The organism is Vibrio mangrovi (assembly GCF_024346955.1).
Classification (GTDB): Bacteria; Pseudomonadota; Gammaproteobacteria; order Enterobacterales; family Vibrionaceae; genus Vibrio; species Vibrio mangrovi.
In genome coordinates this window covers 71,557-95,662 of sequence record NZ_AP024883.1, presented here as the reverse complement: position 1 = coordinate 95,662, position 24,106 = coordinate 71,557, and the positions used below count along the sequence as shown (strand labels likewise).

Annotated in this window: 22 protein-coding genes and 2 pseudogenes; 6 read left to right on the top strand and 18 right to left on the bottom strand. The window is 47.3% G+C overall.

Annotated features, from left to right (window positions below):
- Nucleotides 1–22: 22 nt before the first annotated feature.
- The 6 genes and pseudogenes from OCU74_RS00435 to OCU74_RS00415 all read right to left on the bottom strand — a co-directional run.
- On the bottom strand, nt 23–640 hold the full coding sequence (locus OCU74_RS00435; RefSeq protein ID WP_234993640.1) for a hypothetical protein: 618 nt from the start codon (nt 638–640) through the stop codon (nt 23–25).
- A gap of 78 nt (nt 641–718) precedes the next feature.
- Nucleotides 719–1,138 (bottom strand): annotated as a pseudogene (locus OCU74_RS22075) (TniQ family protein); the annotation flags it as partial.
- Nucleotides 1,139–2,035, bottom strand: coding sequence for a TniB family NTP-binding protein (locus OCU74_RS00430; RefSeq protein WP_087482773.1), 897 nt, complete (start codon nt 2,033–2,035; stop codon nt 1,139–1,141).
- On the bottom strand, nt 2,028–3,917 hold the full coding sequence (locus tag OCU74_RS00425) for a Mu transposase C-terminal domain-containing protein (RefSeq protein WP_087482772.1): 1,890 nt from the start codon (nt 3,915–3,917) through the stop codon (nt 2,028–2,030). Before OCU74_RS00425 ends, OCU74_RS00430 begins: the two co-directional genes overlap by 8 nt.
- Nucleotides 3,918–3,926: 9 nt before the next feature.
- Nucleotides 3,927–4,583, bottom strand: coding sequence for a TnsA endonuclease N-terminal domain-containing protein (locus OCU74_RS00420; protein WP_087482771.1), 657 nt, complete (start codon nt 4,581–4,583; stop codon nt 3,927–3,929).
- Nucleotides 4,584–4,715: 132 nt separating this feature from the next.
- Nucleotides 4,716–5,579 (bottom strand): annotated as a pseudogene (locus OCU74_RS00415) (YifB family Mg chelatase-like AAA ATPase); the annotation flags it as partial.
- 488 nt (nt 5,580–6,067) lie between these two features.
- Here OCU74_RS00415 and ilvG point away from each other — a divergent pair.
- The 5 genes from ilvG to ilvA are packed head-to-tail and all read left to right on the top strand — an operon-like array spanning nt 6,068 to nt 12,369.
- On the top strand, nt 6,068–7,714 hold the full coding sequence (gene ilvG, locus OCU74_RS00410) for an acetolactate synthase 2 catalytic subunit (RefSeq protein ID WP_087482769.1): 1,647 nt from the start codon (nt 6,068–6,070) through the stop codon (nt 7,712–7,714).
- 11 nt (nt 7,715–7,725) lie between these two features.
- Nucleotides 7,726–8,010, top strand: coding sequence for an acetolactate synthase 2 small subunit (gene ilvM / locus OCU74_RS00405; RefSeq protein WP_087482768.1), 285 nt, complete (start codon nt 7,726–7,728; stop codon nt 8,008–8,010).
- Between the two features lie 12 nt (nt 8,011–8,022).
- Nucleotides 8,023–8,964, top strand: coding sequence for a branched-chain amino acid transaminase (locus OCU74_RS00400; RefSeq protein WP_087482767.1), 942 nt, complete (start codon nt 8,023–8,025; stop codon nt 8,962–8,964).
- A 30-nt stretch (nt 8,965–8,994) separates the two neighbouring features.
- Nucleotides 8,995–10,836: a dihydroxy-acid dehydratase gene (gene ilvD, locus OCU74_RS00395; protein WP_087482766.1), complete on the top strand. Its 1,842-nt coding sequence runs from the start codon at nt 8,995–8,997 to the stop codon at nt 10,834–10,836.
- A 3-nt stretch (nt 10,837–10,839) separates the two neighbouring features.
- The gene (gene ilvA, locus OCU74_RS00390; protein WP_087482765.1) at nt 10,840–12,369 is read left to right on the top strand and encodes a threonine ammonia-lyase, biosynthetic; all 1,530 of its coding nucleotides are present in this window, start codon (nt 10,840–10,842) and stop codon (nt 12,367–12,369) included.
- Nucleotides 12,370–12,468: 99 nt separating this feature from the next.
- Here the strand turns inward: ilvA and OCU74_RS00385 are convergent, their stop codons facing one another.
- Complete coding sequence (locus OCU74_RS00385; RefSeq protein WP_087482764.1) at nt 12,469–13,338, bottom strand: dioxygenase family protein; 870 nt, start codon at nt 13,336–13,338, stop codon at nt 12,469–12,471.
- A 439-nt stretch (nt 13,339–13,777) separates the two neighbouring features.
- Nucleotides 13,778–13,969, bottom strand: a complete 192-nt coding sequence (locus tag OCU74_RS00380) for a hypothetical protein (protein ID WP_087482763.1) — start codon at nt 13,967–13,969, stop codon at nt 13,778–13,780.
- Nucleotides 13,970–14,104: 135 nt separating this feature from the next.
- Between OCU74_RS00380 and tusA the strand changes: the two genes are divergently transcribed.
- Complete coding sequence (gene tusA / locus OCU74_RS00375) at nt 14,105–14,359, top strand: sulfurtransferase TusA (protein ID WP_087482762.1); 255 nt, start codon at nt 14,105–14,107, stop codon at nt 14,357–14,359.
- Nucleotides 14,360–14,485: 126 nt separating this feature from the next.
- Here the strand turns inward: tusA and OCU74_RS00370 are convergent, their stop codons facing one another.
- From OCU74_RS00370 to OCU74_RS00325, 10 genes are read right to left on the bottom strand one after another with little or no spacing between them, the layout of a single operon-like run.
- A complete protein-coding gene (locus tag OCU74_RS00370) occupies nt 14,486–15,490 on the bottom strand; it encodes a tetratricopeptide repeat protein (RefSeq protein ID WP_087482761.1) in 1,005 nt (334 codons plus the stop codon).
- Nucleotides 15,491–15,503: 13 nt separating this feature from the next.
- A complete protein-coding gene (locus tag OCU74_RS00365; RefSeq protein WP_087482760.1) occupies nt 15,504–16,439 on the bottom strand; it encodes a type II secretion system F family protein in 936 nt (311 codons plus the stop codon).
- Nucleotide 16,440: 1 nt separating this feature from the next.
- Nucleotides 16,441–17,409: a type II secretion system F family protein gene (locus OCU74_RS00360; protein ID WP_087482759.1), complete on the bottom strand. Its 969-nt coding sequence runs from the start codon at nt 17,407–17,409 to the stop codon at nt 16,441–16,443.
- 10 nt (nt 17,410–17,419) lie between these two features.
- Nucleotides 17,420–18,889 (bottom strand): CpaF family protein, encoded by a 1,470-nt coding sequence (locus OCU74_RS00355; protein WP_087482758.1) that lies wholly within the window; start codon nt 18,887–18,889, stop codon nt 17,420–17,422.
- Between the two features lie 16 nt (nt 18,890–18,905).
- Nucleotides 18,906–20,120 (bottom strand): AAA family ATPase, encoded by a 1,215-nt coding sequence (locus OCU74_RS00350; RefSeq protein WP_087482757.1) that lies wholly within the window; start codon nt 20,118–20,120, stop codon nt 18,906–18,908.
- A gap of 9 nt (nt 20,121–20,129) precedes the next feature.
- Nucleotides 20,130–20,642 carry a TadE/TadG family type IV pilus assembly protein gene (locus tag OCU74_RS00345; protein ID WP_087482756.1) on the bottom strand — a complete coding sequence of 171 codons (513 nt, stop codon included), beginning with the start codon at nt 20,640–20,642 and terminating at the stop codon, nt 20,130–20,132.
- Entirely contained in the window at nt 20,639–21,079 is a 441-nt protein-coding gene (locus OCU74_RS00340) for a TadE/TadG family type IV pilus assembly protein (RefSeq protein ID WP_200807789.1), read from the bottom strand. The genes OCU74_RS00345 and OCU74_RS00340 overlap by 4 nt, the downstream gene beginning before the upstream one ends.
- A 1-nt stretch (nt 21,080) precedes the next feature.
- Nucleotides 21,081–22,310 (bottom strand): pilus assembly protein TadG-related protein, encoded by a 1,230-nt coding sequence (locus OCU74_RS00335; protein WP_234993639.1) that lies wholly within the window; start codon nt 22,308–22,310, stop codon nt 21,081–21,083.
- Nucleotides 22,311–22,322: 12 nt separating this feature from the next.
- Nucleotides 22,323–22,619, bottom strand: a complete 297-nt coding sequence (locus OCU74_RS00330; RefSeq protein WP_234993638.1) for a hypothetical protein — start codon at nt 22,617–22,619, stop codon at nt 22,323–22,325.
- Nucleotides 22,620–22,629: 10 nt separating this feature from the next.
- On the bottom strand, nt 22,630–24,099 hold the full coding sequence (locus tag OCU74_RS00325; protein ID WP_087482754.1) for a type II and III secretion system protein family protein: 1,470 nt from the start codon (nt 24,097–24,099) through the stop codon (nt 22,630–22,632).
- Nucleotides 24,100–24,106 lie beyond the last annotated feature (7 nt).

Below are 24,106 nucleotides of genomic sequence, written 5' to 3'. Positions count from 1 at the left end.
AAATTCCTATTTAATGAAATAATTAGTCTTCTCTATAGACTCTTGTTTTTACAATTCTACGCACTGTAATAGCATCGACATATCCCATAAATTTATTCACACTAGAGATATTCACTCTTCGCTTTTGAATTTTCATTAAATCTATAGCAGCCAAAACACTCTCTTCACTAGGCTCCACATTAGGAGCATATAGTCTTGGTTGAACATCTGATTCAATCCAAAAGGGGACTCTCCTACATATTTTTTCGATAGTCTTAATTTTGTGATACTGGATCCCCCAAGACCTGCAGTATTCCACAAATCTATATGGCCAATCTTGAAACATCCCAACCAAAAATTGAACCGCTCTATATCGAACCTCTATGGGAAAGGAATCAGGATCAACTGACTCACATCTGATATTTCCTTTTTTACTCCACTCATTAATAGTCATCTTCATCATTAATCTTAAAAGACTAAAAAATGAGAATGAATAAATCCAAAAATCTTTATCTTTTTGTAATTGAACAAAGCCACTTTGTAAAATTGATAAGTACCAATTAGTTTCATGAATAACATGGGTATCCGCGGGTTCAGAAGGGAACGTCCTTAAATCATATCCACACACATGACAATCTGTAAAATTCCCTCTATATTGCAAGTACTTCTCCTTGATATCATTACCAATGACCATAATGGGTGAAGCACACTGACAACACCTATCAAGAAGTTTCGTACTGTGCGTCGGGCAAACCGTCACAAACGAAACACGCCAGCTCTTCCGATAATATGGGATGTTATTTCTTAAACAGAGAGGACAATATTGCTGGTAGTACAAATGATTTCTAGTTTCACCGGCGTTAAGAACACAACTCTGTCTTCGAGATCTGTATGATGATCGCTCGTATAGGAAACCTGCGTAACTATCCAATGTTGTCCTATAGATAGTATCCTCTGGAACATTCAGCTTCTCACTGAGCCCGTTTAATTCTGTTGATGGAAAAGAGCTATCCAGATATTTATATGGCATAGAACACAAGTCTGAGACCAACCGAATGATTGTAGATAGTTTCTGTCCATTCCCCATAGCAACACGAGTCAGCCATGAGGAAAGGATTTCATCTGGCATGGGGCTTGGGTGAATCGGCCAGATATTCATCTATACACTTCGCCTTAAAGTCGGAGATAACCACTCAAGAGAGTTCAGAATATCCAAATCAATGCATTCTTTTTCTGTTTCTATTGCCTTAATGGCTGCTTCAGAAAGAAGCTCAGACAGTTCTCCCAATAGACCTTCGCTCATACTGAGCAATTTGAGTGCAATAGTCTTCTTCGACAACTTAGAGGCTTTCTTTAAGGGTAAGACACTTTCAAAACTAGCCAATAACCGTCGATAATCAGTTGAATACTCCCACTGGGGTAACAAAACAGGTTTAAAGCGATTATCTAATTGAGGGTCAGTTTTCATTGCCCGGAGAGCATCTTTAATTCCCAGACCAACAATAGGGATCTTCAGCTCATTACCCAAGTTACGTAATACACTCAGAAAGACTCTTTGCTTTTCCAGATTACCAGCCAAAATTGAATGAATTTCATCAATGATTAACATCTGAACATTACACGCCTGAACTAAGCGAATTACTTGGAATTGTTTCTTCTCTGTTGAATCAGAAGGACGATACGGTGCAAACATCTTATCCAGAATATTACTGTAGAGCCTGGATTCACTCGGAACAGGAGGAGCCTGAATAGATAATACAGGAATGACAATACCATCGTTATCTTCTCTCTCGTACGCGGGATGCATCTTAACAAAACGTTCAGCAATCATCGTTTTTCCCGAGTTGCTTTCTCCAATAATTAGAAGATTTGGCATCCTGTGGCGTTTGGGGTATGTCAACAAGTCATCTAATTTTGCTATGATGTCCTTTGCTTTGGGATACCCGATCCAGTGTGGAGAACGTATATAGTCAATTCTCTGTTCTATGCTGCATTGAACATATTCTTTTGCCACAGCTCCCAAATGAGCATACTCATCAATGCTGGTTTCACTCATGACCTATCACCTCATCGATATCATCAAAAGGAAGAATCACCTCATCATCCGAACCTGTATCAGATGTTGATAGTGTCATCTCATTTGGCTTGATTTGACCAATAAAAGCTCGTTGTTCATGAACCTTCCTTCGTTGATGTGATTTTCTGGCTTTTTTCGTTTTTTTAGCCGCTGATTTTTCAATTTCGCGCATCTTTTCAATCGATTCAAAGATCACATCTTCGTTAATTGTTTTCATCCCATCATCTTTGAGTTTTTTCTTCGCTGTACGAACTTCCCAGAGACTGACGGCAGGAAAAGAGTTGTTTCTATATGGAATAGGAAAATATGTTTCTAGCTGAGGGTCAAAAAACCAGACAACGCTAATATTCCGGGGATCTCTTCGGAAAATGAAAGTACGTTTCAACTTACTTTTTCCATCAACTGTTGAGTTTATCCAAACACGTAATACATCATGGTAATAGTTAATTTTGTCAATTTGTATGCCATAGGACTGAATCGTTCTCTCAACATATGGCAAAAAATTCAAACGTAATGCATGTTCATCTTTAACTCTCGCCGGCAGCCCCACACCTTTGGTTGTTTTACTACCCAATATTCCTTCTTCATATTTTGAAATCGGGCTGCGGCCAATGCTTGAATGGAAATCGTGATGATAAATTTGAATCTGATTTGCAAACCAATGCTCAAACTCTTTGAGAGTGAAGATAGACTCTTTACACGAATCGTATTCACCTCTTTCCTGAATGTTTGAAAATGTAGTTCCCGGCAACGCATGAATTTTTTTAGCAAATGTTCCTAATAACCGCTCTATATGTCCCCCGAAATGAGGTCGAGCAACTGGACGCCATTCCAGATTAATATTGTACAAGTCACATGCTTTTTGGAGCATCTTTCCGCGAAACTCTTTAGCATTATCAGCATGAACTGTCCTTGGCAGACCCCAACAGGGCCACTCTGCATCAATATCATGCTCAGCGAGCCAGGTATCTTTAGTCAAAATAGCATGAGCCAAGCAAGAACCAACACTTGTTTCTGATGGTGCATCAAAAGAGATATAAAACCCCACAACCATACGGCTATAGATATCAATAGCCATTGTTAACCAAGGCCTGTCGAGGGGAAGACGATACTCGTCATCAACAATAATTATATCCAGTGGCGTATGATCTATCTGAACAACCGATAAGGGAAAATCTGCATGAGGAAACTCGCCTTCATTCATATGTAGTTCCCGATGAGCTTTTTGAGCACCAAAACGTCTGCTAATCCGGAGTTTTCTTGAAATACTGTCAATACGATTACGCACAGTATTAATATGAGGAGCTGATAAATCTGCATTTCGGCATAATCTCTCAACCTCTGTATAAACAATAACAACAGATTTTTTCTGTTTAGTCAGATACTCATCTTCTATGCAGGAAGAGATAATTGCTTCAACTTCAGGGGTCAATTTCGTAGACCCACGATCTGAACGTCGATTAGGAGTAAGGCTTGTGAGGAGATTGTCTGCTTCATAAAGTCGAAGCCATTTATACAGCGTGTTTATATGGAATCCATGCTTTTCTGCAACCCTTTCAACATCAGCTTTTGTCCTATCAGATTTACCAACCAATGGCCGAATAATCTCCAAACGACTTTGGGCAATCTGCCAATCCTTATCTGGCATCGCATCAATCGCCGGACTCTTGACCTTTTTTGAGTCAGGCTCAAAATTCAATTCAGAAATTCGAAGCTTCTTTATTTCTCCAGACGCTTCCTTCTCTGCGAGTACATGGCTTAAGTCTATTATTTGTAATATGAAGTATTGAAATCCCTCATAGAAAACTGAGCTACCTCTACTCAGCGTTGGTGCATTACTAAGGCTTGAACGACGTCCCATAGCTATCTTTTATCCTTCTAACCAAATACTTGCTGACATAGTAAGCGGAATATTCAGATCTGTCCGTATTTCTCCTGTTGCAATCATATTCCATAGCGTAGGGATCAATTCGGCCTGAGACCATTTATCAAAGAAAATCGCTTTAATCAGTTCTTCAATTGTACAGAAGGACATACTTCTCAAATGCTTAACAAGCAACTCAGCATGTTGCTCATCAGATTCACGGTGTAGGTAGGACAATAAAAAACGGGCATTTTCCATATAGATGGTTCTGATTTCCTTTTCAGTCATCAATTTAAAACGCCAGCCCATTTTGTTTGCGTATTGAATAGCAGCTCGAAATTTAGGTTTTAGGACTTCCCAGTTATCCCGGATATCATCCCTATATTTCACTTCACAAAGAACTATGTTCTTCTGCGAGAATGGGCAAAGACCATTTCTATAGTGAACCAAGGCATCCGGTGTGTAGGTTCTATACTTTCCCTCAGAATCAACCCACTGAATTGCCACTGGCTGTACATCAAAAGAAATAACGTTCTTATCAAATTCAAAAAGAGTTAATAGATCTCTTTCCAAGGTAGATTCAAAAAATCCCGCCTTAGTTTTTTGGGATGAGGCAATCCCTGTAACATTTCGATAATTCTTAGGAATTTGACGTACAGACATGAGAAAAACCATTCCTCGCTAATGATGTATAGTTCAATCCATTACACAATATTGATGTTACTCAGAACACAAATACATTGTTGAAATGTCGATATTTGAGGTTATTAGTACACTTTTACGATGTAATTGTCAGGGACGCGGAATCGAACCGCCGCCGACCAAAGCAGCCATAGAGCTGGAATGGTGCGGGGCACGGAATGGCCGCTGTTTCCAGTTATACTGATGAATATCCTGCTGAGTCAGAGAAGCAACCGCAGCCGTTTCCATCGCTTCTTCATCACTCATCTCCGGCAGAAGATCGCACAACCGGGATGCCAGCATTGTCTTTCCCGTTCCCGGAGGACCGAGAAAGAGCAGATTATGGTGTCCGGCGGCCGCAATCTCCAAAGCACGTTTGCCCTGTTGCTGACCAATAATATCCTGTAAGTCCCGGGGAGAAACCGGCGAACATTTCTGCGGTTCTGACTGATACAGACCCAGTGACAATTCGCCACACAGCGCCTGACAGACTTCCTGCAAACTACCGGCGGAATGATGCTGGTCTTTACCGACCAGCGCAGCCTGGTCACCATTTTCATGCGGCACAACCAGACAACGCTTTACCTGCCCGGCAGCCAGCGCTGCCGGTAACACACCTTTCACGGCTCTTAACTTACCGGATAAAGCCAATTCTCCTAAAAATTCATACCGGGCAAGATGGTCAGAAATGATCTGTTCCGAGGCTGCCAGAATCCCTAAAGCAATTGGCAAATCAAACCGCCCACCTTCTTTGGGTAAATCAGCCGGAGCAAGATTGACCGTAATCCTCTTTGGCGGAAACTCAAACCGGGAGTGAATAATGGCACTACGAACCCGATCCCGGGATTCTTTAACTGTCGTTTCAGGTAAGCCAACCAGTGTAAAACCCGGCATTCCATTACTGATATGTACTTCAACCGTCACCTGCGGAGCTTCGACCCCGACACTGGCCCGACTGTGAATAATTGCTAAGCCCATTCTGTTCCCTTGTCATTGATTTATAACTATTCATGACGCCAATCAGTCATGACTTGAATGTACCGGAACAGGTATAACGCAGGTGGAAAATAAAAGAATATGAAAAAAGAATGATATTTTCCTTGTCATGTAACAGAGTTGTATGTTACACACTAGTTATGTCGAGATTTTCAACAAATCTTGTAACAATAACCAGATATAAGATTTCGTATTCATGAAGCATCTGATCGTCCGTTTACATTCTCTAATTAGCCTGATTCTAGTCGTGGTCATTATTGATTCCGCGCGGGGGCTACTGGACGAAAGATAGCAGCAAGAATTAAAAAACCCCCGCACTGAAAAGTCCGGGGGTTTTTTTTAGTCTGTACAACAAGAAAACGTATTCTGAACTCACTCAGCAATACGGAATAACGGGAGTCGCACATGATGTGCCCACACAACAGCACAACACGAAGCAACAAGAACAATGAATGTACGGGAGGGTCACGATGACCGGAGCACAACTCGTCGTAGAAGCCCTGAAGCAGCAAGGCATCAAGACTATATTTGGTTATCCGGGCGGTGCCATTATGCCAATCTACGATGCACTGTATGATGGCGGTGTCGAACATATCCTGTGTCGTCACGAGCAGGGTGCAGCCATGGCAGCTATCGGTATGGCGAGAGCCACACAGGATGTTGCAGTCTGTATGGCAACATCAGGACCGGGAGCAACCAATCTGGTCACCGGTCTGGCCGATGCTTTTCTGGATTCCGTCCCGCTGGTCGCTATTACCGGGCAGGTTGCCAGTTCCCACATCGGAACCGATGCATTTCAGGAGATGGATGTCATCGGTATGTCGCTGGCCTGCACCAAACACAGCTATCTGGTTACAGATATCAACGAACTGGCACCAACACTGGCGGAAGCCTTCGAAGTTGCCAAAACAGGCCGGCCCGGCCCGGTCATCGTCGACATCGCTAAAGATGTTCAACTGGCTCAGTCACCGATCACTACGCTGACACCTTTTACGCCACCGGCAATGCCTCAGGTCAATCCGGAAGAACTTGCCAAAGCTCAGGAAATGCTCAGTGAAAGCCAGCGTCCGGTTCTTTATGTTGGTGGTGGAGTCCAGCTTGCTAATGCAACAGAAACCGTCCGGGAATTTCTGCGCCTCAACCCGATGCCTTCGGTCAGTACCCTGAAAGGGCTGGGAACTATCGACCGTCACGACCCGCACTATCTGGGTATGTTAGGGATGCACGGCACCAAAGCAGCCAACCTGGTCGTTCAGGAATCGGATCTGCTGATTACAGTCGGTGCCCGCTTTGATGACCGCGTGACCGGCAAACTGGATACCTTCGCACCACACGCCAAAGTGATTCATATTGATATCGATGCCGCAGAGTTTAATAAACTCCGGCGCGCCAATGCTGCGCTGCGGGGCGACATCAATACGATTCTGCCACAACTGGAACTCAACCATGACATCAGTTCCTGGGCGCATCACAGTGAGAGTTTGCGTAGTGGCTTCAAATGGCGTTATGACCATCCGGGAGAACTGATCTACGCACCGCTGTTACTGAAACAGCTATCCGACATGATGCCGGACAGCGCAATCGTCTCGACCGATGTCGGTCAGCATCAGATGTGGGCAGCTCAGCATATTCAGCCCAGAGCACCACAGAACTTCATTTCATCGGCAGGTCTCGGCACGATGGGATTCGGTCTGCCGGCAGCCATGGGAGCGGCTGTTGCCCGACCGGATGATCAATCCATCCTGATTTCCGGTGATGGTTCATTCATGATGAATGTCCAAGAATTAGGCACTTTAAAACGTCGCCAGATCCCGGTAAAAATAGTATTGCTGAATAATCAGCGTCTGGGCATGGTTCGCCAGTGGCAATCGCTGTTCTTCGACGGCCGCCACAGTGAGACCATTCTGGACGATAACCCGGATTTCGTCATGCTGGCCCGGGCTTTCGATATTCCCGGTAAAACAATTACCAAAAAAGAAGAAGTCGAACCGGCTTTAAAAGAAATGCTGGCAAGTAAAACAGCTTACCTGCTGCATGTTGTCATTGATGAAGAAGAAAATGTCTGGCCACTGGTTCCACCCGGTGCATCCAACAATGACATGCTGGAAAACACATAGGAGACACCGCAATGGAAAGATATCTACTCGACATCAAAGCTGATGATAAGCCGGTTCTGTTAGAGCGTGTTCTGCGTGTCATTCGCCACCGTGGATTCATTATCAAACAGGTCGCGGCAACCCAGAACCATGAAAGTAAAGTCGCCAGCGTTGAAATTATCGTTGACAGTGACCGCCCGATCACCACACTGATCAATCAAATCGAAAAATTGTGGGACGTCCGTACAGTTGAGGTCACTCAGATCAGCAACGACGAACTACCGAACAACAATTTACAACAGAAAATTTGTGCATAAAGGAAGACAATAATGGCTACTAATACTGCGGATTTTATATGGTTCAACGGGGAAATGATGCCGTGGGCCGATGCAAAGGTGCACGTCCTGACTCACGCCATGCACTATGGGACATCCGTATTCGAAGGTGTCCGCTGCTATGACACACCCAAAGGACCGATCGTGTTCCGCCATCAAGAACATGCACAACGTCTGGTGAACTCAGCCAAAATCTATCGCTTCCCGATCCCGTATTCCATTGAAGAAATCATGGAAGCAACCCGGGAAACTTTACGCACAAATAAACTGACTTCAGCTTACATCCGCCCACTGGCATATGTCGGTAACGTCGGTCTGGGCGTTTGCCCGCCAAACGGTACAGAACTGGATCTGATTATTGCGGCTTTCCCGTGGGGCGCATACCTCGGTGAAGAAGCACTGGAAAGCGGTGTTGACGCCATGATTTCCAGCTGGAACCGCGCAGCACCAAACACCATTCCGACCGGAGCAAAAGCCGGCGGTAACTACCTTTCTTCTCTGCTGGTCGGAGGCGAAGCCCGCCGCCACGGTTATGACGAAGGAATTGCCCTGAGTGTCGACGGTTATCTGTCCGAAGGTGCCGGTGAAAACATCTTTGTCGTCAAAGACGGTGAAATTCTGACACCACCGACAACCAGCTCTATCCTGCCGGGAATTACCCGCGACACGATTATGATTCTGGCAAAAGATCTTGGCTATACCGTACGTGAAGCCAATATTGCCCGCGAAGCCCTCTATCTGGCCGATGAAATTTTCATGACCGGAACAGCGGCTGAGATTGTGCCGGTCCGGAGTGTCGATCGCATCAGTGTCGGCGCAGGAAAACGCGGCCCGATCACTAAAGTGATTCAGGACACATTCTTCGGCCTGTTCAATGGAACAACTGAAGATAAATGGGGCTGGTTAGATTACGTCTATCCTCAAGAGAACGCTTAACCTCAAGAGAAGTAAGTGAAGGACAACACAATGCCGAAGTATCGTTCAGCAACAACAACACATGGTCGGAATATGGCAGGCGCACGAGCCCTATGGCGTGCAACTGGCGTAAAAGAAGGTGATTTTGGCAAACCGATCATTGCCGTCGTTAACTCATTCACCCAGTTTGTTCCCGGCCACGTTCATCTGAAAGATCTGGGCCAGCTGGTCGCCCGCGAAATTGAAGCGGCAGGCGGTATCGCCAAAGAATTTAATACCATTGCCGTTGATGATGGTATCGCCATGGGCCACGGCGGAATGCTCTATTCTCTGCCTTCCCGTGAACTGATTGCCGACTCAGTCGAGTATATGGTTAACGCACACTGTGCCGATGCCATGGTGTGTATCTCAAACTGTGACAAAATCACTCCCGGAATGCTGATGGCGTCTTTGCGTCTGAATATCCCGGTTATTTTCGTTTCCGGCGGACCGATGGAAGCCGGCAAAACCAAACTCTCAGATCAACTGATTAAACTGGATCTGGTTGATGCAATGATTCAGGGCGCTGACCCGAAAGTCTCCGATGCACAAAGCGAGCAGGTTGAGCGTTCAGCCTGCCCGACCTGTGGTTCCTGTTCCGGTATGTTTACCGCCAACTCCATGAACTGTCTGACCGAAGCTCTGGGTCTGTCTCAGCCGGGTAACGGTTCTCTGGTTGCAACTCATGCCGACCGGAAAGAGTTATTCCTGAAAGCCGGTCAGCGTATCGTCGAACTGACCAAACGTTATTACGAACAGGATGACGCTTCTGCCCTGCCACGGAACATTGCAACCAAAGCAGCATTTGAAAACGCTATGGCGCTGGATATTGCTATGGGCGGATCAACCAATACCGTTCTGCACCTGCTTGCCGCAGCACAGGAAGGCGAAGTTGATTTCACCATGGACGATATCGACCGGATGTCCCGTCGTGTTCCTCATCTGTGTAAAGTTGCTCCGTCAACCCAGAAGTATCATATGGAAGATGTCCACCGGGCCGGTGGTGTCATGGGTATTCTCGGTGAACTCAACCGGGCCGGTCTGCTGAAAGCTGACACCAGAACCGTCCTTGGAATCAGTCTGGAAGAGCAGTTAGCACAATATGACATCATCCGGAGCGAATCTGACGAGGTGAAAGAGTTCTACCGGGCAGGCCCTGCCGGAGTCCGGACCACCGAAGCATTCTCTCAGGACTGCCGTTGGGAAACGCTGGATGATGACCGTCAGGACGGTTGTATCCGGACCAAAGAACATGCATTCAGTCAGGATGGTGGCCTCGCCGTACTGAGAGGCAACATTGCGCTGGATGGTTGTATCGTCAAAACAGCCGGTGTCGATGAAAGTATTCTGAAATTCCGTGGCCCGGCGATTGTTTTCGAAAGTCAGGAAGATGCCGTTGAAGGCATTCTTGGCGGAAAAGTTAAAGCCGGAGACGTGGTAGTTATCCGTTATGAAGGTCCGAAAGGCGGACCGGGAATGCAGGAAATGCTCTACCCGACCACTTATCTCAAATCGATGGGGCTGGGCAAAGAGTGTGCGCTTCTGACCGATGGTCGTTTCTCCGGCGGTACATCCGGTCTGTCCATCGGACATGCGTCACCAGAAGCAGCCAATGGCGGTGCGATTGGTCTGGTCAAAGATGGCGACACCATTGCTATTGATATTCCGGGACGTTCGATTGAACTGGAAGTTTCAGCTGATGAACTGGCGAGCCGTCGGGCTCAGCAGGATCAAACCGGCTGGAAACCGGCCGACCGCCAGCGCGAAGTCTCTTTTGCGCTGAAAGCCTATGCCAGCATGGCAACCAGTGCTGACAAAGGAGCGGTGAGAGATAAATCCAAGCTGGGAGACTAGCGGATGACACTCACAAACCAGACTGGCGCAGATTATCTGCGCCATATATTACGGGCACCAATCTACGAAGTGGCGATGATTACGCCATTGCAGGATATGCCCAGACTCGCAGCCAGACTGAAAAACCGGGTTCAGATTAAACGGGAAGATCGCCAGCCGGTGCACTCGTTTAAACTCCGTGGTGCCTATAACATGGTATCGAACCTGACCGAAGCCCAGAAACAGGCCGGAATTATTGCGGCCTCAGCAGGGAACCACGCTCAGGGACTGGCACTGTCCGGCGCAAAACTAGGCATCAAAGCAATTATTGTGATGCCTCAGACCACACCGGACATCAAAGTCGATGCCGTACGGGGATTTGGTGGCGAGGTGGTGCTGTTCGGCAATAACTTCGATGAAGCGAAAGCTGAAGCCGAACGGCTTGCCGAAAAGCATGGTTATACCTTTGTTCCTCCGTTCGATCACCCGCTGGTCATTGCCGGGCAGGGAACAATCGGCATGGAAATGCTGCAACAGAACGGCCATCTGGATTACATCTTCGTGCCGGTCGGCGGCGGCGGTCTTGCTGCCGGGGTTGCGGTACTGATTAAGCAACTGATGCCGGAAATCAAAGTCATTGCAGTTGAGCCGGAAGAATCAGCCTGCCTGAAAGCAGCGCTGGATGCCGGTGAGCCGGTCGTCCTTGATCAAGTCAGTATGTTTGCCGACGGGGTTGCCGTAAAACGCATTGGTGACGAAACTTTCCGCTTATGTCAGAAGTATCTGGACGGGCATATCACGGTTTCCAGTGACGAAATCTGTGCGGCGGTAAAAGATATCTTTGAAGACACCCGGGCGATTGCCGAACCTTCAGGTGCCCTTGCACTTGCGGGCCTGAAAAAATATGCAGAACAGAACCAGCTCACAGATAAGCAGCTCGGTACGGTTCTTTCCGGAGCCAACACCAACTTCCACGGACTTCGCTATGTTTCGGAGCGGTGTGAACTGGGTGAAAAACGGGAAGGTTTGCTAGCCGTGACCATTCCTGAGCGCAAAGGTGCATTCTTCGAATTCTGTCAGATCATTGGCGGACGGGCAGTCACAGAATTTAACTACCGTTATAACGATGACTCACTGGCGAATATCTTTGTCGGGATTCGTCTGGCCGGCGGTCAGGAAGAACTCGGCAGCATCATTCAGGATCTGCGCAAAGCCGGTTATCCGGTGATTGACCTGTCGGATGACGAAATGGCAAAACTGCATATTCGCTATATGATCGGCGGTAAGCCTTCGAAACCACTCAAAGAACGTGTGTACTCATTTGAGTTTCCGGAATATCCGGGCGCTTTACTGAAATTCCTCAGCACGCTGGGTACACACTGGAACATCAGTCTGTTCAATTACCGCAACCATGGTGCCGACTATGGCCGGGTGTTGTGTGCATTTGAACTGAATGAAGACGATCTGGCCCGTTTTTCGGCTCATCTGGTCGAACTGGGTTATCAGTACAAAGACGAAACCGACAATCCGGCCTATCGGTTCTTTTTGTCTTAACTATCCTGGTAAAGTAACACCCGGTAAAGTAACGCCCGATGGCTAGTTTCAACCATCGGGCGTCATTTCACCAAAAGTAGTCATATGTTCTGAATGCAGTTAACTGACAATAATCCGCTTGTAAACCAACAGAGATCCATCGTTATTTTGCCGATAGTTAAACAACTGATCAGTATTGCCGTCTGTAAATATAGAGTCATTTCTGAATAGCGTATCCGGCTCACCACGGTTCACGTAGTCAACATGGGTTGTACAGATTGTGGTGCAGAAGTCATCATCAAAACCACATTGAGAAACCAGTTCTCTGGTATTATTTTTATTAATTTTAAAATGGATATGAATCGCACGGCTAGCATACCAGCCGGGGAAACAAGACCTAAAATTAACCCGCCCGCTACTATCAGTGACCAGCGTCCCCCGGAACCATTTAGATGCAAGCGCTTCTTCATCATTTTCAGTACAGTAAGAGCGAAAGAATGAACTGCTATCGCTGCTACCGGTCGTATCGCCGGAATACAGCCCATCTACATTACAGTGCCAGACTTCTACTTCATAACCAGCTAACGGTTGACAGTTCTGATCAATCAACTGCAGACACAACATCATGGGTAAGCCGGTCTGACCTTCGGAAATGTCTTCCTGATAATTCCCGGTAAAATAACATGGCCCCATGGTTAATGCTTCCGTCAGAGCAACGCTGCAAGTTTGTCCGGTTTCAAAAATACTGTCCTCTGGAAAATCTGCCGTCATACTGGCTGTTCCACCAGATGCCCAAGCCCCTGAATCTGAACCATCCGAACCACCATGACCGGGTGGACGATGACCTGGCGGGCGATGATGACCGGCTCCCGGCCCGAATGTCTCAGCGCTGGCTCGCCCGATGACCGCAGGAGCCAGAGTGATAGCAGCAAGTGATGCAATTGATTTCATTGCCCGTCGCCGGCTTTGTATGCTCTCATCTTTTTTCATATATTCTCTTCCAATGTGTTTTTTCTGCTTAATGTCAGTGGAATATAGACACACTTGCCGATATGCAACAAGTATCTTTATGTCTATTTACATTTTATTTTCATTTATGCAGCAAAAATCAAACAAACCGTAGTATGTAATACCGAACTTACTCAGCAACATGTAAGTCCACCGAATACACTAATCTTTCATCGTGGAGTGAAAATATATCGATATACCCAAATGTAGTTTCAGCGAGAATCACTGGGCACAGAGGCAAGTTTACAGGCAAAAAAAATCCCGCATCTCTGCGGGGAAGCCCAAGAAAAATGGGATAGTGTCGGAAATATCGCATTGTTTTACAAAGGAGTTACTACAAAACAATAGCTTCTGAGAGAACTGGTCTCTGACATCGGTTTCAAAACAGACCGGTTTCAAAACAGAATGCCCCAGAAAGAAATCAGTTGTTCGGCGTATCGTATTCATCATCCCAGTGATGAACTTCAAGCCCGATACCCAACATTGCTGCAATTACACCCCATACCGGCATAAGCGAAGTCTGCTCCGGCTCCGATGTACTCATCACCAAAGCACCAAAAGAGAGGAACCCCATCACGGCATAGATCGTCAGCCTGTCGATTCTATTCAGCATCCTTGCTCCCTCGACATAATGTTACGAACTTGTTAATTAAATTAAAACAAAAAGTTTCATTTGCCAAGTGATTATTGAATATTTTTTCTCCGTAAGTATCATCTGACATCCAACCGTTCTAAAAAAGATACCGCCATGACCATTGATAAATCATTAGCCGATTACACATTAGAAGCTGAAGGATTAAGGTGCCCGGAACCTGTAATGATGGTCAGAAAAACCATTCGCTCAATGAAAGATGGTGAGAAATTGCTCGTCATTGCCGATGACCCGTCCACAACCCGCGATATTCCCAGCTTCTGCCGGTTTATGGATCATCAGTTACTCGCTTCCCAAATCGAACAGGTGCCTTACCAGTTTCTGATTCAGAAAGGACTTGAAGCGTATTGAATGTGGCACTGCTGGCCAGATATAGAGTCTGAACCGGTGTGGACACCAGAGTCCGGTAAGAACCAAACCCTGGTGTTTTCAGGACCTCAACCGGAGGTATCTGAAGAGGTTTACTGCGACAATCTCCTACTGACTGGCCTGTGCTTTGACTTCCGCCAGAGCTCTTTCGAGATTTTCATTCGCCGCTTTATAGTAGGATGGTTTTTTATCAATGGCCTGTTGCAGATAAGGGATCGCCTTATCCGGGTGGCCTTCAATCAGTAAGAAATATCCGACATTATTCAACGCTTCATAGTCTTTCATCTGTTGCATGAAGACATTCAGCGCCCGCTGTATTTTTCCATGCCCCAGATAGATCAGCGCCAGATTGTTCTGAGCCCTGAGATTATTCGGGTCAATTTCCAGAGCAGCAAGGGTTGCCCGTTTTGCCTCGGTATAATCGCCACTCATATAGTAGGAATAACCGATATTCAGCAGTAACTTACTTGATTTCGGCTGAATTTTCAGCGCTCGTTTATAGAAAGCCTGAGCAACCGTGTGACTGGATTTCATATCATAAATAATGCCCAGTCCCATATAGGCAGAAATCGGTGACTTGTCATCCAGACTTAACGCATTGACAGTTTCTACATCCTTAGTTTCCCGGGGCAGAGTGTAGCGACTGTTCAAACGTAACTGATCTGCATTAATCGCCCGGATAAAGAAGCTTTTTCCCTGTTCCAGATCACCCTGTTTACTATAATTTGTCCCCAGTTGCTGCAACACTTCAATATTGTTCGGATTTTCTTTCAAAGCCATATAGTAGGCTTTTTCAGAAAGCGTATAGTTCTCCCGCATCTGATGAATCCGGCCGATGGTATAAAAGGTTTTATCCCGGTATTGTGCCGGTTTAAATTCCAGCGAACGAATATATTCGAACAGCGCCAAATCATAGTTCTGAGCACGCATCGCAACATCACCGCGCTCAATCGCTTCCTGCTCTGTTTTAGGAGCATCGGCGACTTTCAGGCTGTTCACCGGACGGCCATCATACAGCTGATTCATGACCGAAGACTGTTTCTGTGTTGTTGCACACCCGGAGATCAATCCAATCAGCAGGGTGACAACAATGAACGAAGATCGTATTTTCATTATCTATTCCTCATCATTTACCCAACGTTGCCGTCAGCGCCAGAATCGATGGGCCGATCGCGACAATAAAAAAGCAGGGCCAAATAAATAGCAGCAGCGGAAAAATCATTTTGGTCGGAATTTTTGCCGCAATCTCTTCAACTTCCTGATTACGCCGATCCCGGTAATCTTCCGTATACTCCCGTAGCGTCTGTGCCAGACTTCCGCCAATCCGGGAAGCATGAGCTAACATATGCACCAAACCTAAAATTTCAGTAACACCGGTCCGCTCAACCAAATCTTCAAAAGCATCCACCATTTCTACCCCGGCTTTAATTTTTGCACACACCGTATCCAGTTCATCGGCAAAATCAGGGTGAGAAATCATCAGTTCATCGGCAACCCGTCTCAGAGAAGAAGAGAAACCCAGTCCGGATTCCGTACAGACCACCAGTAAGTCCAGCGCATCCGGCACACCGGCCCGGATTTTTCTCTGCCGTTTCTTCACAAAATGGTTCAGTACGACATTCGGAATATAGATACCAGCTGCAACTGAAACAATGATCAGCAGATTGAGATGGCTGATGTCCGGTGTAAACAGATAGAAAGAACTGGCAATCAGTAACCCTATGATTGTCGAGAACACTTTTAAACCGTAGTAGATGGTGAGTGCATTTGCATCATGAAATCCGGCATGCATCAGTTGATGACGGGCAGTTTCCTGATCCCGTTTATTCCGCGGAGCCACGATAGGAGCCAAATATTCCAAATCGAGTTTTCTCGATTTTTTCAGCGAACCACTCCCCATATCTTTGCGAATCTCTTCAAGCTGCCGCTTGACCTGGGACTTCGAACCCATGACCACCAGCGCCACAGTGATGATCAATAGTGTGCTGGCAACAAAGACAATTGCCAGAACAAAGAATTCTTCATCAGGCCTGAAATTGAGAATATAAGTGATGGTATCCATCTTACACCTCGAAATTAATAATCTTCCGGATCCATAATGAGCCGATAAACAGACTGACAATACCAAAACTAATCAGTTTGATGCCCCGGGGATCTTCATACAGCGGCCGGACATAATCCGGATGTAACACCGACATCCCCATAAACAGTACAAACGGAGATAACACCAGAATCCATGCCGACAGGCGACTCTCCGCAGAAATAGTCTTGATCTTACGTGCCAGTTTGAATCGGGCCCGCAATACTTTGGAAACCTTTTCTAAATTTTCCGACAGATTCCCCCCGGTTTCTTTTTGCAGCAGAACCGCACTGGAAAAAGCCAGCATGGAAACCGTTGGTGTTCGTTCAGCCATCTGGATGATAGCAAGGCGCATGTCGTAACCGTAATTGAGCAGGTTGAAGGTATTTTTGAATTCAACACCGATTGGTGCCGGCATTTCGTTGCCCACTTCGTTAAATGCCTGAGTGACCGGCTGACCGGCCTGCAACATCCGCCGGACGATATCCAGCGCATCGGGCAACTGTTCTTCAAACTTACTCAAGCGATCCGAAATCCGTTTTTGTAAAATGACATGCAAAATCACCCAGACAAATATCATCCCGGCAATAACGACATACCAAGGCTGATTGACCAGAAAAATGATAAAACCGACACTCAGACATATCCCGGAGGTCATGCCGAGCGTTTGCGTCAACGTCCAGTCCAGCCCTGATAACTCAAGCGTTCTTTTCATCGACTCAAAGGCCTTCACCTGAACTAAACGCCGGTCAAGCGGGGTCAGACTGCGCATGTAATGTTCATGGAGGAGTGATCGGCTCTCTTCATCCAGATTCGACTGTGTTTCCTTGAGCCGGTTTGCCAGTTGCTTACTCTTCGCTTTACTGCCCGCCGCCGGTAGTAACAATGCCTGAGAAATAAACACCACGGCAAAAAACAGCAGGACCAAAAAAAGCGTGATATCAATTTGCATAATGACCTCCCTAATGCAAGCTCTCGTTAAAGAGGTCAAACGACAGCTTCAGGCCTCTTTTCGCCAGTTGATCATGACACTGAGGAACAACGCCGGTCGCAGTGTAATAACCAAGGACATTGCCATCTTCATCAACACCGGTACGGTGGAATCGGAAAATCTCTGACATGGTAATGATTTCCCCTTCCATCCCATTGATTTCACTGATACTGACCATCCGCCGTTTACCGTCTTCCTGACGTTCCATCTGCACCACCAGGTGAATCGCCGAGGCGATCTGTGCTCTCAGGTTCTTGGTCGAAATATTCCAGCCGGCCATCGCAAACATGTTTTCAACCCGGCTTAAAGCATCCCGCGGCGTATTAGCGTGAATGGTGGCCAGCGAACCTTCATGCCCGGTATTCATTGCAGCCAGCATATCGACCGCCTCACTACCCCGCACCTCACCAAGCACAATCCGGTCCGGACGCATCCGCAGGGAGTTTTTCACCAAATCCCGCTGGGTGATTTCACCTTTACCTTCCAGATTCGCCGGCCGGGTTTCCAGCCGGACCACATGAGGTTGCTGAAGTTGCAACTCGGCAGAGTCTTCAATGGTGATGATGCGATCCTCACTGGGAATAAAACCAGAGAGAATATTCAGCGTGGTAGTTTTCCCTGAGCCGGTCCCGCCTGAAATCAGGATGTTCAGTTCCCCTTTCACCGACGCTTCGATGAATTTCGCCATCGCATCGGATAAAGAATTGAAAGACAGCAGGTTATCCATGGTGAGTTTGTCGACGGCAAAACGCCGGATAGAAACCGACGGCCCATCCAGAGCCAGCGGCGGAATGATGGCATTCACCCGTGAACCATCCTGCAACCGGGCATCCACCATAGGAGAAGCTTCATCAATCCGGCGTCCGACCTGACTGACAATCCGGTCAATGATATTGCGCAGGTGCCGGTCATCCAGAAATGTATAAGGCGTCCGTTCCAGTTTCCCGAAACGTTCGACATAAACACTCTTCGGCCCGTTGACCAGAATATCGGACACACTCGAATCATGCAGTAATGGTTCCAGTGGCCCCAGACCAAACACCTCATCTTCGATTTGCTTAATTACCCGTTTCCGGCCTTCCGCACCGAGCGTATGGGTTTGATCTTCTGCCATCAACTGAACGATAGCTTCATGCAGTTCCTTTCTCGCCTGATCATGTTCCAGGCTGGAAAGCAGTGCCAAATCTAAAGTTTCAAGCAGACGCTGATGATAGTAGTGCTTGGTCGACAGCTCCTGTTCAAGCTGTCTTCTGGCTTCATCAATCGCCTTTTCCTTATCTTCATTGGCCCGCATTTTACGTTCATTCCGACTTTCCGGACTTTCTTCTGAAACCGGAGCAGAAGGCGCTACATCAGTATCCGTCGGTTGCTGGGGTTCCTGATCGATTTTCATCGCTTTTTCCTGAAACTCCGGATTGATATTTTTTCTCTTAAATAACATCTTTACCTCCTACTCCTCAGGAGAACAGTCCTTTCAGCCAGCCTTTTGTCTCTTTCAAATCCGGAGAAACAAGCTGTGCCAGTTCGACCACCGATTTGGCTATCGAACTGCTCTTTTTTGATGAAACGACAGGCCGCCCCAGATTGGCGCTTTCGATCGCAATCTTAAAATCATTCGGAACCATATGGACGTCGATCCCCGAGATCGTCTGCTGGATATCTTTGAGCTTGATCTGCTGGCGTTTTTCATAACGGTTCACAATCAGCGACATTTGGGCGCGATCGATGCCGTAGTCAAATGCCAGCGTTTTCGCAATTTTGGATGTGTTTTTTATTGCGACCAGATTCTGTTGAGTCACCAAAAAAATTCTGGCCGCCTGAGTAAGTATCGGGGAAAAAAAGTGGTCAACACCCCCGGAAAAATCAACGAAAATATAGTCATAGTATTCACGCAGTACCGGAATCAACCGACCGACAAACTGCGCCTTCTCATAATTTTCATGATGATTCTCAGCTTTAAAGCTCAGCACATGCACACCAGATTCGTGTTTAGTCACCAGACTTTGCAGCGAGATTTCATCCAGATCAGAGAGATTCGCAACCACATCACTAATGCTGTAAACCGGAGTCAGATTGAGATAATCCATCACCACACCGAAATGCATGTCCAGATCCAGAATCAGTACCCGCTCAGGATAATGGGTTGCAACTTCAACCGCTGTATTCAGGGCAATCGTTGTTGCACCGGAACCGCCTTTGGTATTAAGAAAGACCAGAATATCCGCCAGCTTACGGGAAGCGACTTTCTCTTCTGCCGCATTTTTTAAGACACTGAAAAACTCTTCAACGGTAGACTGAGCCGAAATGAAATCAGTCGCCCCCAAACGCAATGCCAGACGTAATCCATGGTTGTCTGTTTCATCGCCAAAGACAATCAGCGAAATATCATGCTCTTCCGGTCCGTCAAATTCGACGCGCTGTAGTTCAATGACCCGCTGTGCCCAGTTTGGTCCGGTTTCTACAAAAATCAGGTCCGGCAGTGACCGTTTCAGACCATCCATCATCCGGGGGTTCTGCTCTAAAAACTCAACATTCACACTACCGCATTTATTAAGTTGAAGCGTCATATGTCGTCGGAAAGCGTCGCTGACATATAATACCCAGATGGTCAGCGCTGTTTTCAGCCGGATCTGGTTATTATCGTCACGCACTATTTTTATTGCTTCATTCATAGCATCCCCTCAACAATCCGTATGCCGCTCTTCCGGATGGGAAGTCGTCGGTCTGACAACTCCTAAGGTCTCAACCGGTAAGGTGGTTTCCATCAGCGGAACCTGAATCCAGCCGTCCGCAGTCAGAAAACTCATAAACCCGATCATCTGATACTGGTAGCCAGATACACTGGCCCGGACAAATTTGATCGTTCCGTACAGGCTGTTGTATTCATCCTCATCCATCGAAGCATCTAAAGTAACGGTATTGCCGGACTGATTGAGATACTCAATCGTGATATTGTCTGCGGTAAATCCTACCGGAGCATTATCATGAATCACCAGTGCCGGAATATCGTTTTGATCCGAAACATGGCATACCACGCCCAATCGGGCAGCTTCCCGGGTCATTTCATTAATCACCTGAACCGAATACACATACCTCCCAACCTCAATAACACCGAACATCACCAACATGACTGCCGTTGCCAAAAGCGTAAACTCAATAATGCTCATCCCCACCTGATGTTTTAACGATTTCATAATGCAGTCCTCATCACAGCACTGGCACTTAACTCGAAATTCAAATCAAGGTTCATGACAGCCAGAGATAACAGCGGAACATAGAGATAAGTCGCGCTCACCGTGACAAATTTATTGGCGTGAGTCACCGTAATATCATCTGCGGTCAGCGTATCGAGCTGTGCCGTACCACTTCCATTAGGATCGCCATACAACACTACATTCTTGATATTGCTGATATCTGCGATCTGATCGGTTGAAGCCGTCCCGTAAATATCCGTCACCGCATATCTGACGCCATCCTGAACCATATGATTCAGGGTGTTATAACGGATCAGAGCTGTACCGAATTCGGTCACCCCGACGAGAATAATCAGTACCGCCGGAATGGTGATCAGAAATTCAACCGCCGCGATACCGGACTGGGCCAGCTTTCCTGACAGAAATCGCATCTTCATCTTAAGAACCCTCACCTAGCGGATCTTTGTACAGCACAATCCGATAAGGACCTTCATCACTACTGGAATTCCCGGAAGTCCCGTTTTTAATCGTGCAATCCTCGATAAATTCACCAAACACAACCTGATCTCCGGCATTCGATGTCGGCGCCTGCTGCAACAGGAAAAAACAGCCCAGAGAAACAATGGAAAACTCAGTTGTCCCGCCGGAAGCGGTTGAACAATCGACAATCGGCACCGGAATGATACGCCGATCATGTTCACCGTCGGCCCGACAGTTCTCTCCGGAGCTGTCCGCGTCACAGGCAGTTGCACCTGCTTCATAATCGCTGTATCCCCAGCCTGCGGTGTAAACAATATTGCCGTCATCATCCATGGTTGCCGGTGGATCCGGTTCTTTCACATAGATATCCGGCGGATAATCAGCAGCACTAACCCCGCCGCCGCCATAGACGCCAAAACGGGTATTCAGCCCCTGACCAACCGGACCAACGGTTCCGCCAGGTTTGGTCTTGACTGTTTCGAGCGTATCAACACATCCTTCAAACCCACCGGCCATCGCATCCCGGACCGTATCGGCACCAGAGCCGAAATCCAGCAGTTGATAGTTCCCCGATCCCATACTGGACTGCGTCTGATCAGCCAGTTTCAGCGCATAGATTTCTCCGGTGTTATAGCCGTCACCGGTCCCGCTGTCCTCTCCGGCACAAACCGCAACCGGCACCAGATTACACACATTGGTATTGGCAGAACTCGGGCCGGCAACCGCACTGGCTGAAAGAGATTTTGTGACCCCAAAGATAGAAGCAAAGAAATCATCCAGTGAATAATTGGTCACCGCGACCCGTACGAAACGGTTATCGTCCGCAGCCGAATATCCCGGATCAGGGAACGTCTCCGGGTCATTTGAGAAAGTGACGGACACCGTCGCCCCGGAAAAATCGATTTCATCATTACCGGCCGAAAGTGCCAGTTGGTTCAGCGTATCTGTAACCATCGCCTGTGCATCCGCATCCGTTCCGCCATTATCGAGTACGATAGCTGCCGCCAGCGCTGCAGAATCGACACCATTCTGCAACCGGCTTTTATTCAGCAGGGCATGATTGACATCAATCGCCAGAGCCATCATCCCGGCCAGCGCGAGCAGGGCGGCGGTCACCAGAACTAAAACCAGTCCCTGCTGACGACGGATTGAATGGCTGTGATGACGCAACATTTTATGACTACACATAGTCACCTCGACTTACCAGCCGGCATTACTCAGCACCTGACTATCCGATGCTTTTTTCACGCCGCTTTTCGATTTTGATGAACCGGACTTCCCTTGCGATTCCTTGCCGGTGTAGGCATCGTAGGCTGCTTCCATCCGTTCTCCATTCCCTGTCGGAATGAACCCCATATTTTCAGTGGTCGCATTCGGGTTATACGTCTGTTCGGCTCTGACTTCCGCAACGGACCTGCCCAGCCTTTCCCGGTTTGCGCATCCGGATAACCCGGCCACCGTCACCAGTAATAGTGCGATATAAATCCAACCTTTCATGGCAAGCTCCTTACATCTCATGTCCAAACGTTCCTTCAGAACCACCTTTACCGGTACTCACTGAATGCTCTTTACTCTCAGGACGGTTGCGCGCTTTATCTTTCTTAGAGTCGGACAAAGTGGCACCATGTCCCAGCAGGTAGTACTCCACGTCGTTCGGTTCAACAAAACGATCGGTTGGTAAAGTGACTTTGCTGCGATCAATCGGTTTCGCCAGTCTTGGTGTCACCAGAATCACCAGCTCAGTTTCTCCGGAAATATATTCCTGACTACGGAACAGCATGCCGAGAATCGGAATATCGCCGAATCCGGGGAGTTTACTGATCGAATCACGGACGTTTTCACTCAGCAGCCCGGCAATACCGATGGTTTGTCCGTCGGCCAGTTCGATAGTGGTTGAAGCACTCCGGCGGGTGATCGGCGGAATATAGTAGGTGCTATTGGTTTCAGCGAGGCTATAGGTCAGCGTACTGGTGGTAGCAATCTCACTGACATCAATCGCCATATTCAGATTGATTTTCTTATCGCTCAGCACTGTTGGAACAAAGGTCAGACCAACCCCATATTCCTTGTAATCAATAACAATACCGTCATTGTCAGGTACCGGAATCGGGAATTCACCACCAGCCAGAAACTCTGCTTTCGCACCACTCAGAGCAGTCAGGTTCGGCTCGGCCAGCACCTTCGCAACCCCATTCTGTTTGGCGATATCCAGAGCCAGTGTGAACAGCGTATCACCGTCAATAAAGGTCGACAGAAGCCCGGTTTCATCGATACTCGGCGCATTCAGCACCGGAGCAATGACATTATTGACATCATCGATAATGCCTCCGGCAGAAGTACCACCGAATGAGAACTTGCCGTTGTTTTCAAAGAAGTGGAAATTTGAATCAAAGCGACGAACCAGACTGCGCTGAACTTCAGCCACCGAGACTTCCAGCATCACCTGTTGCGCTCCACCGATCGTCATCAGATTAATCACACCGGTTTTCTGCTCTTGTTTATTACGCGCATCAGTTTTTTCTTTGTCTGCACTTTCCCCGGGGGCATAAGTTTCTGCAATACGCAGTGCCAGCATCATTTTTTCCTGAGAACTGACCTGACCACTGAGGATCAGACGGTTCTGGGAACTGTGGACCTGAATATGTTCATCCGGCAAAAATTCATAGAGCTTCTCTTTGAGGCTGTTTAAGTCATGAATGACGGCAATATCGATCGACTCGATCAGCCGTCCCCTGCGGTCCCAGACCATCAGGTTGGTTTCACCCAGCTTTTTACCGATCAGAAACAGCTCATCAGATTTCAGCATCACGATATCCAGCACTTCCGGATCACCCAGAGACACGCGGGTCGCACTGCCGGCCAGTTGCACATAGGCCGATTTATGGTGTGCGACCGTGACTTTCTTACCCGTCTGCATCGCAGCACTCGCCCATGAGCTAAAACAGACACACAGCAGCAGAATCAATAGATTTTTCATAGCTCAC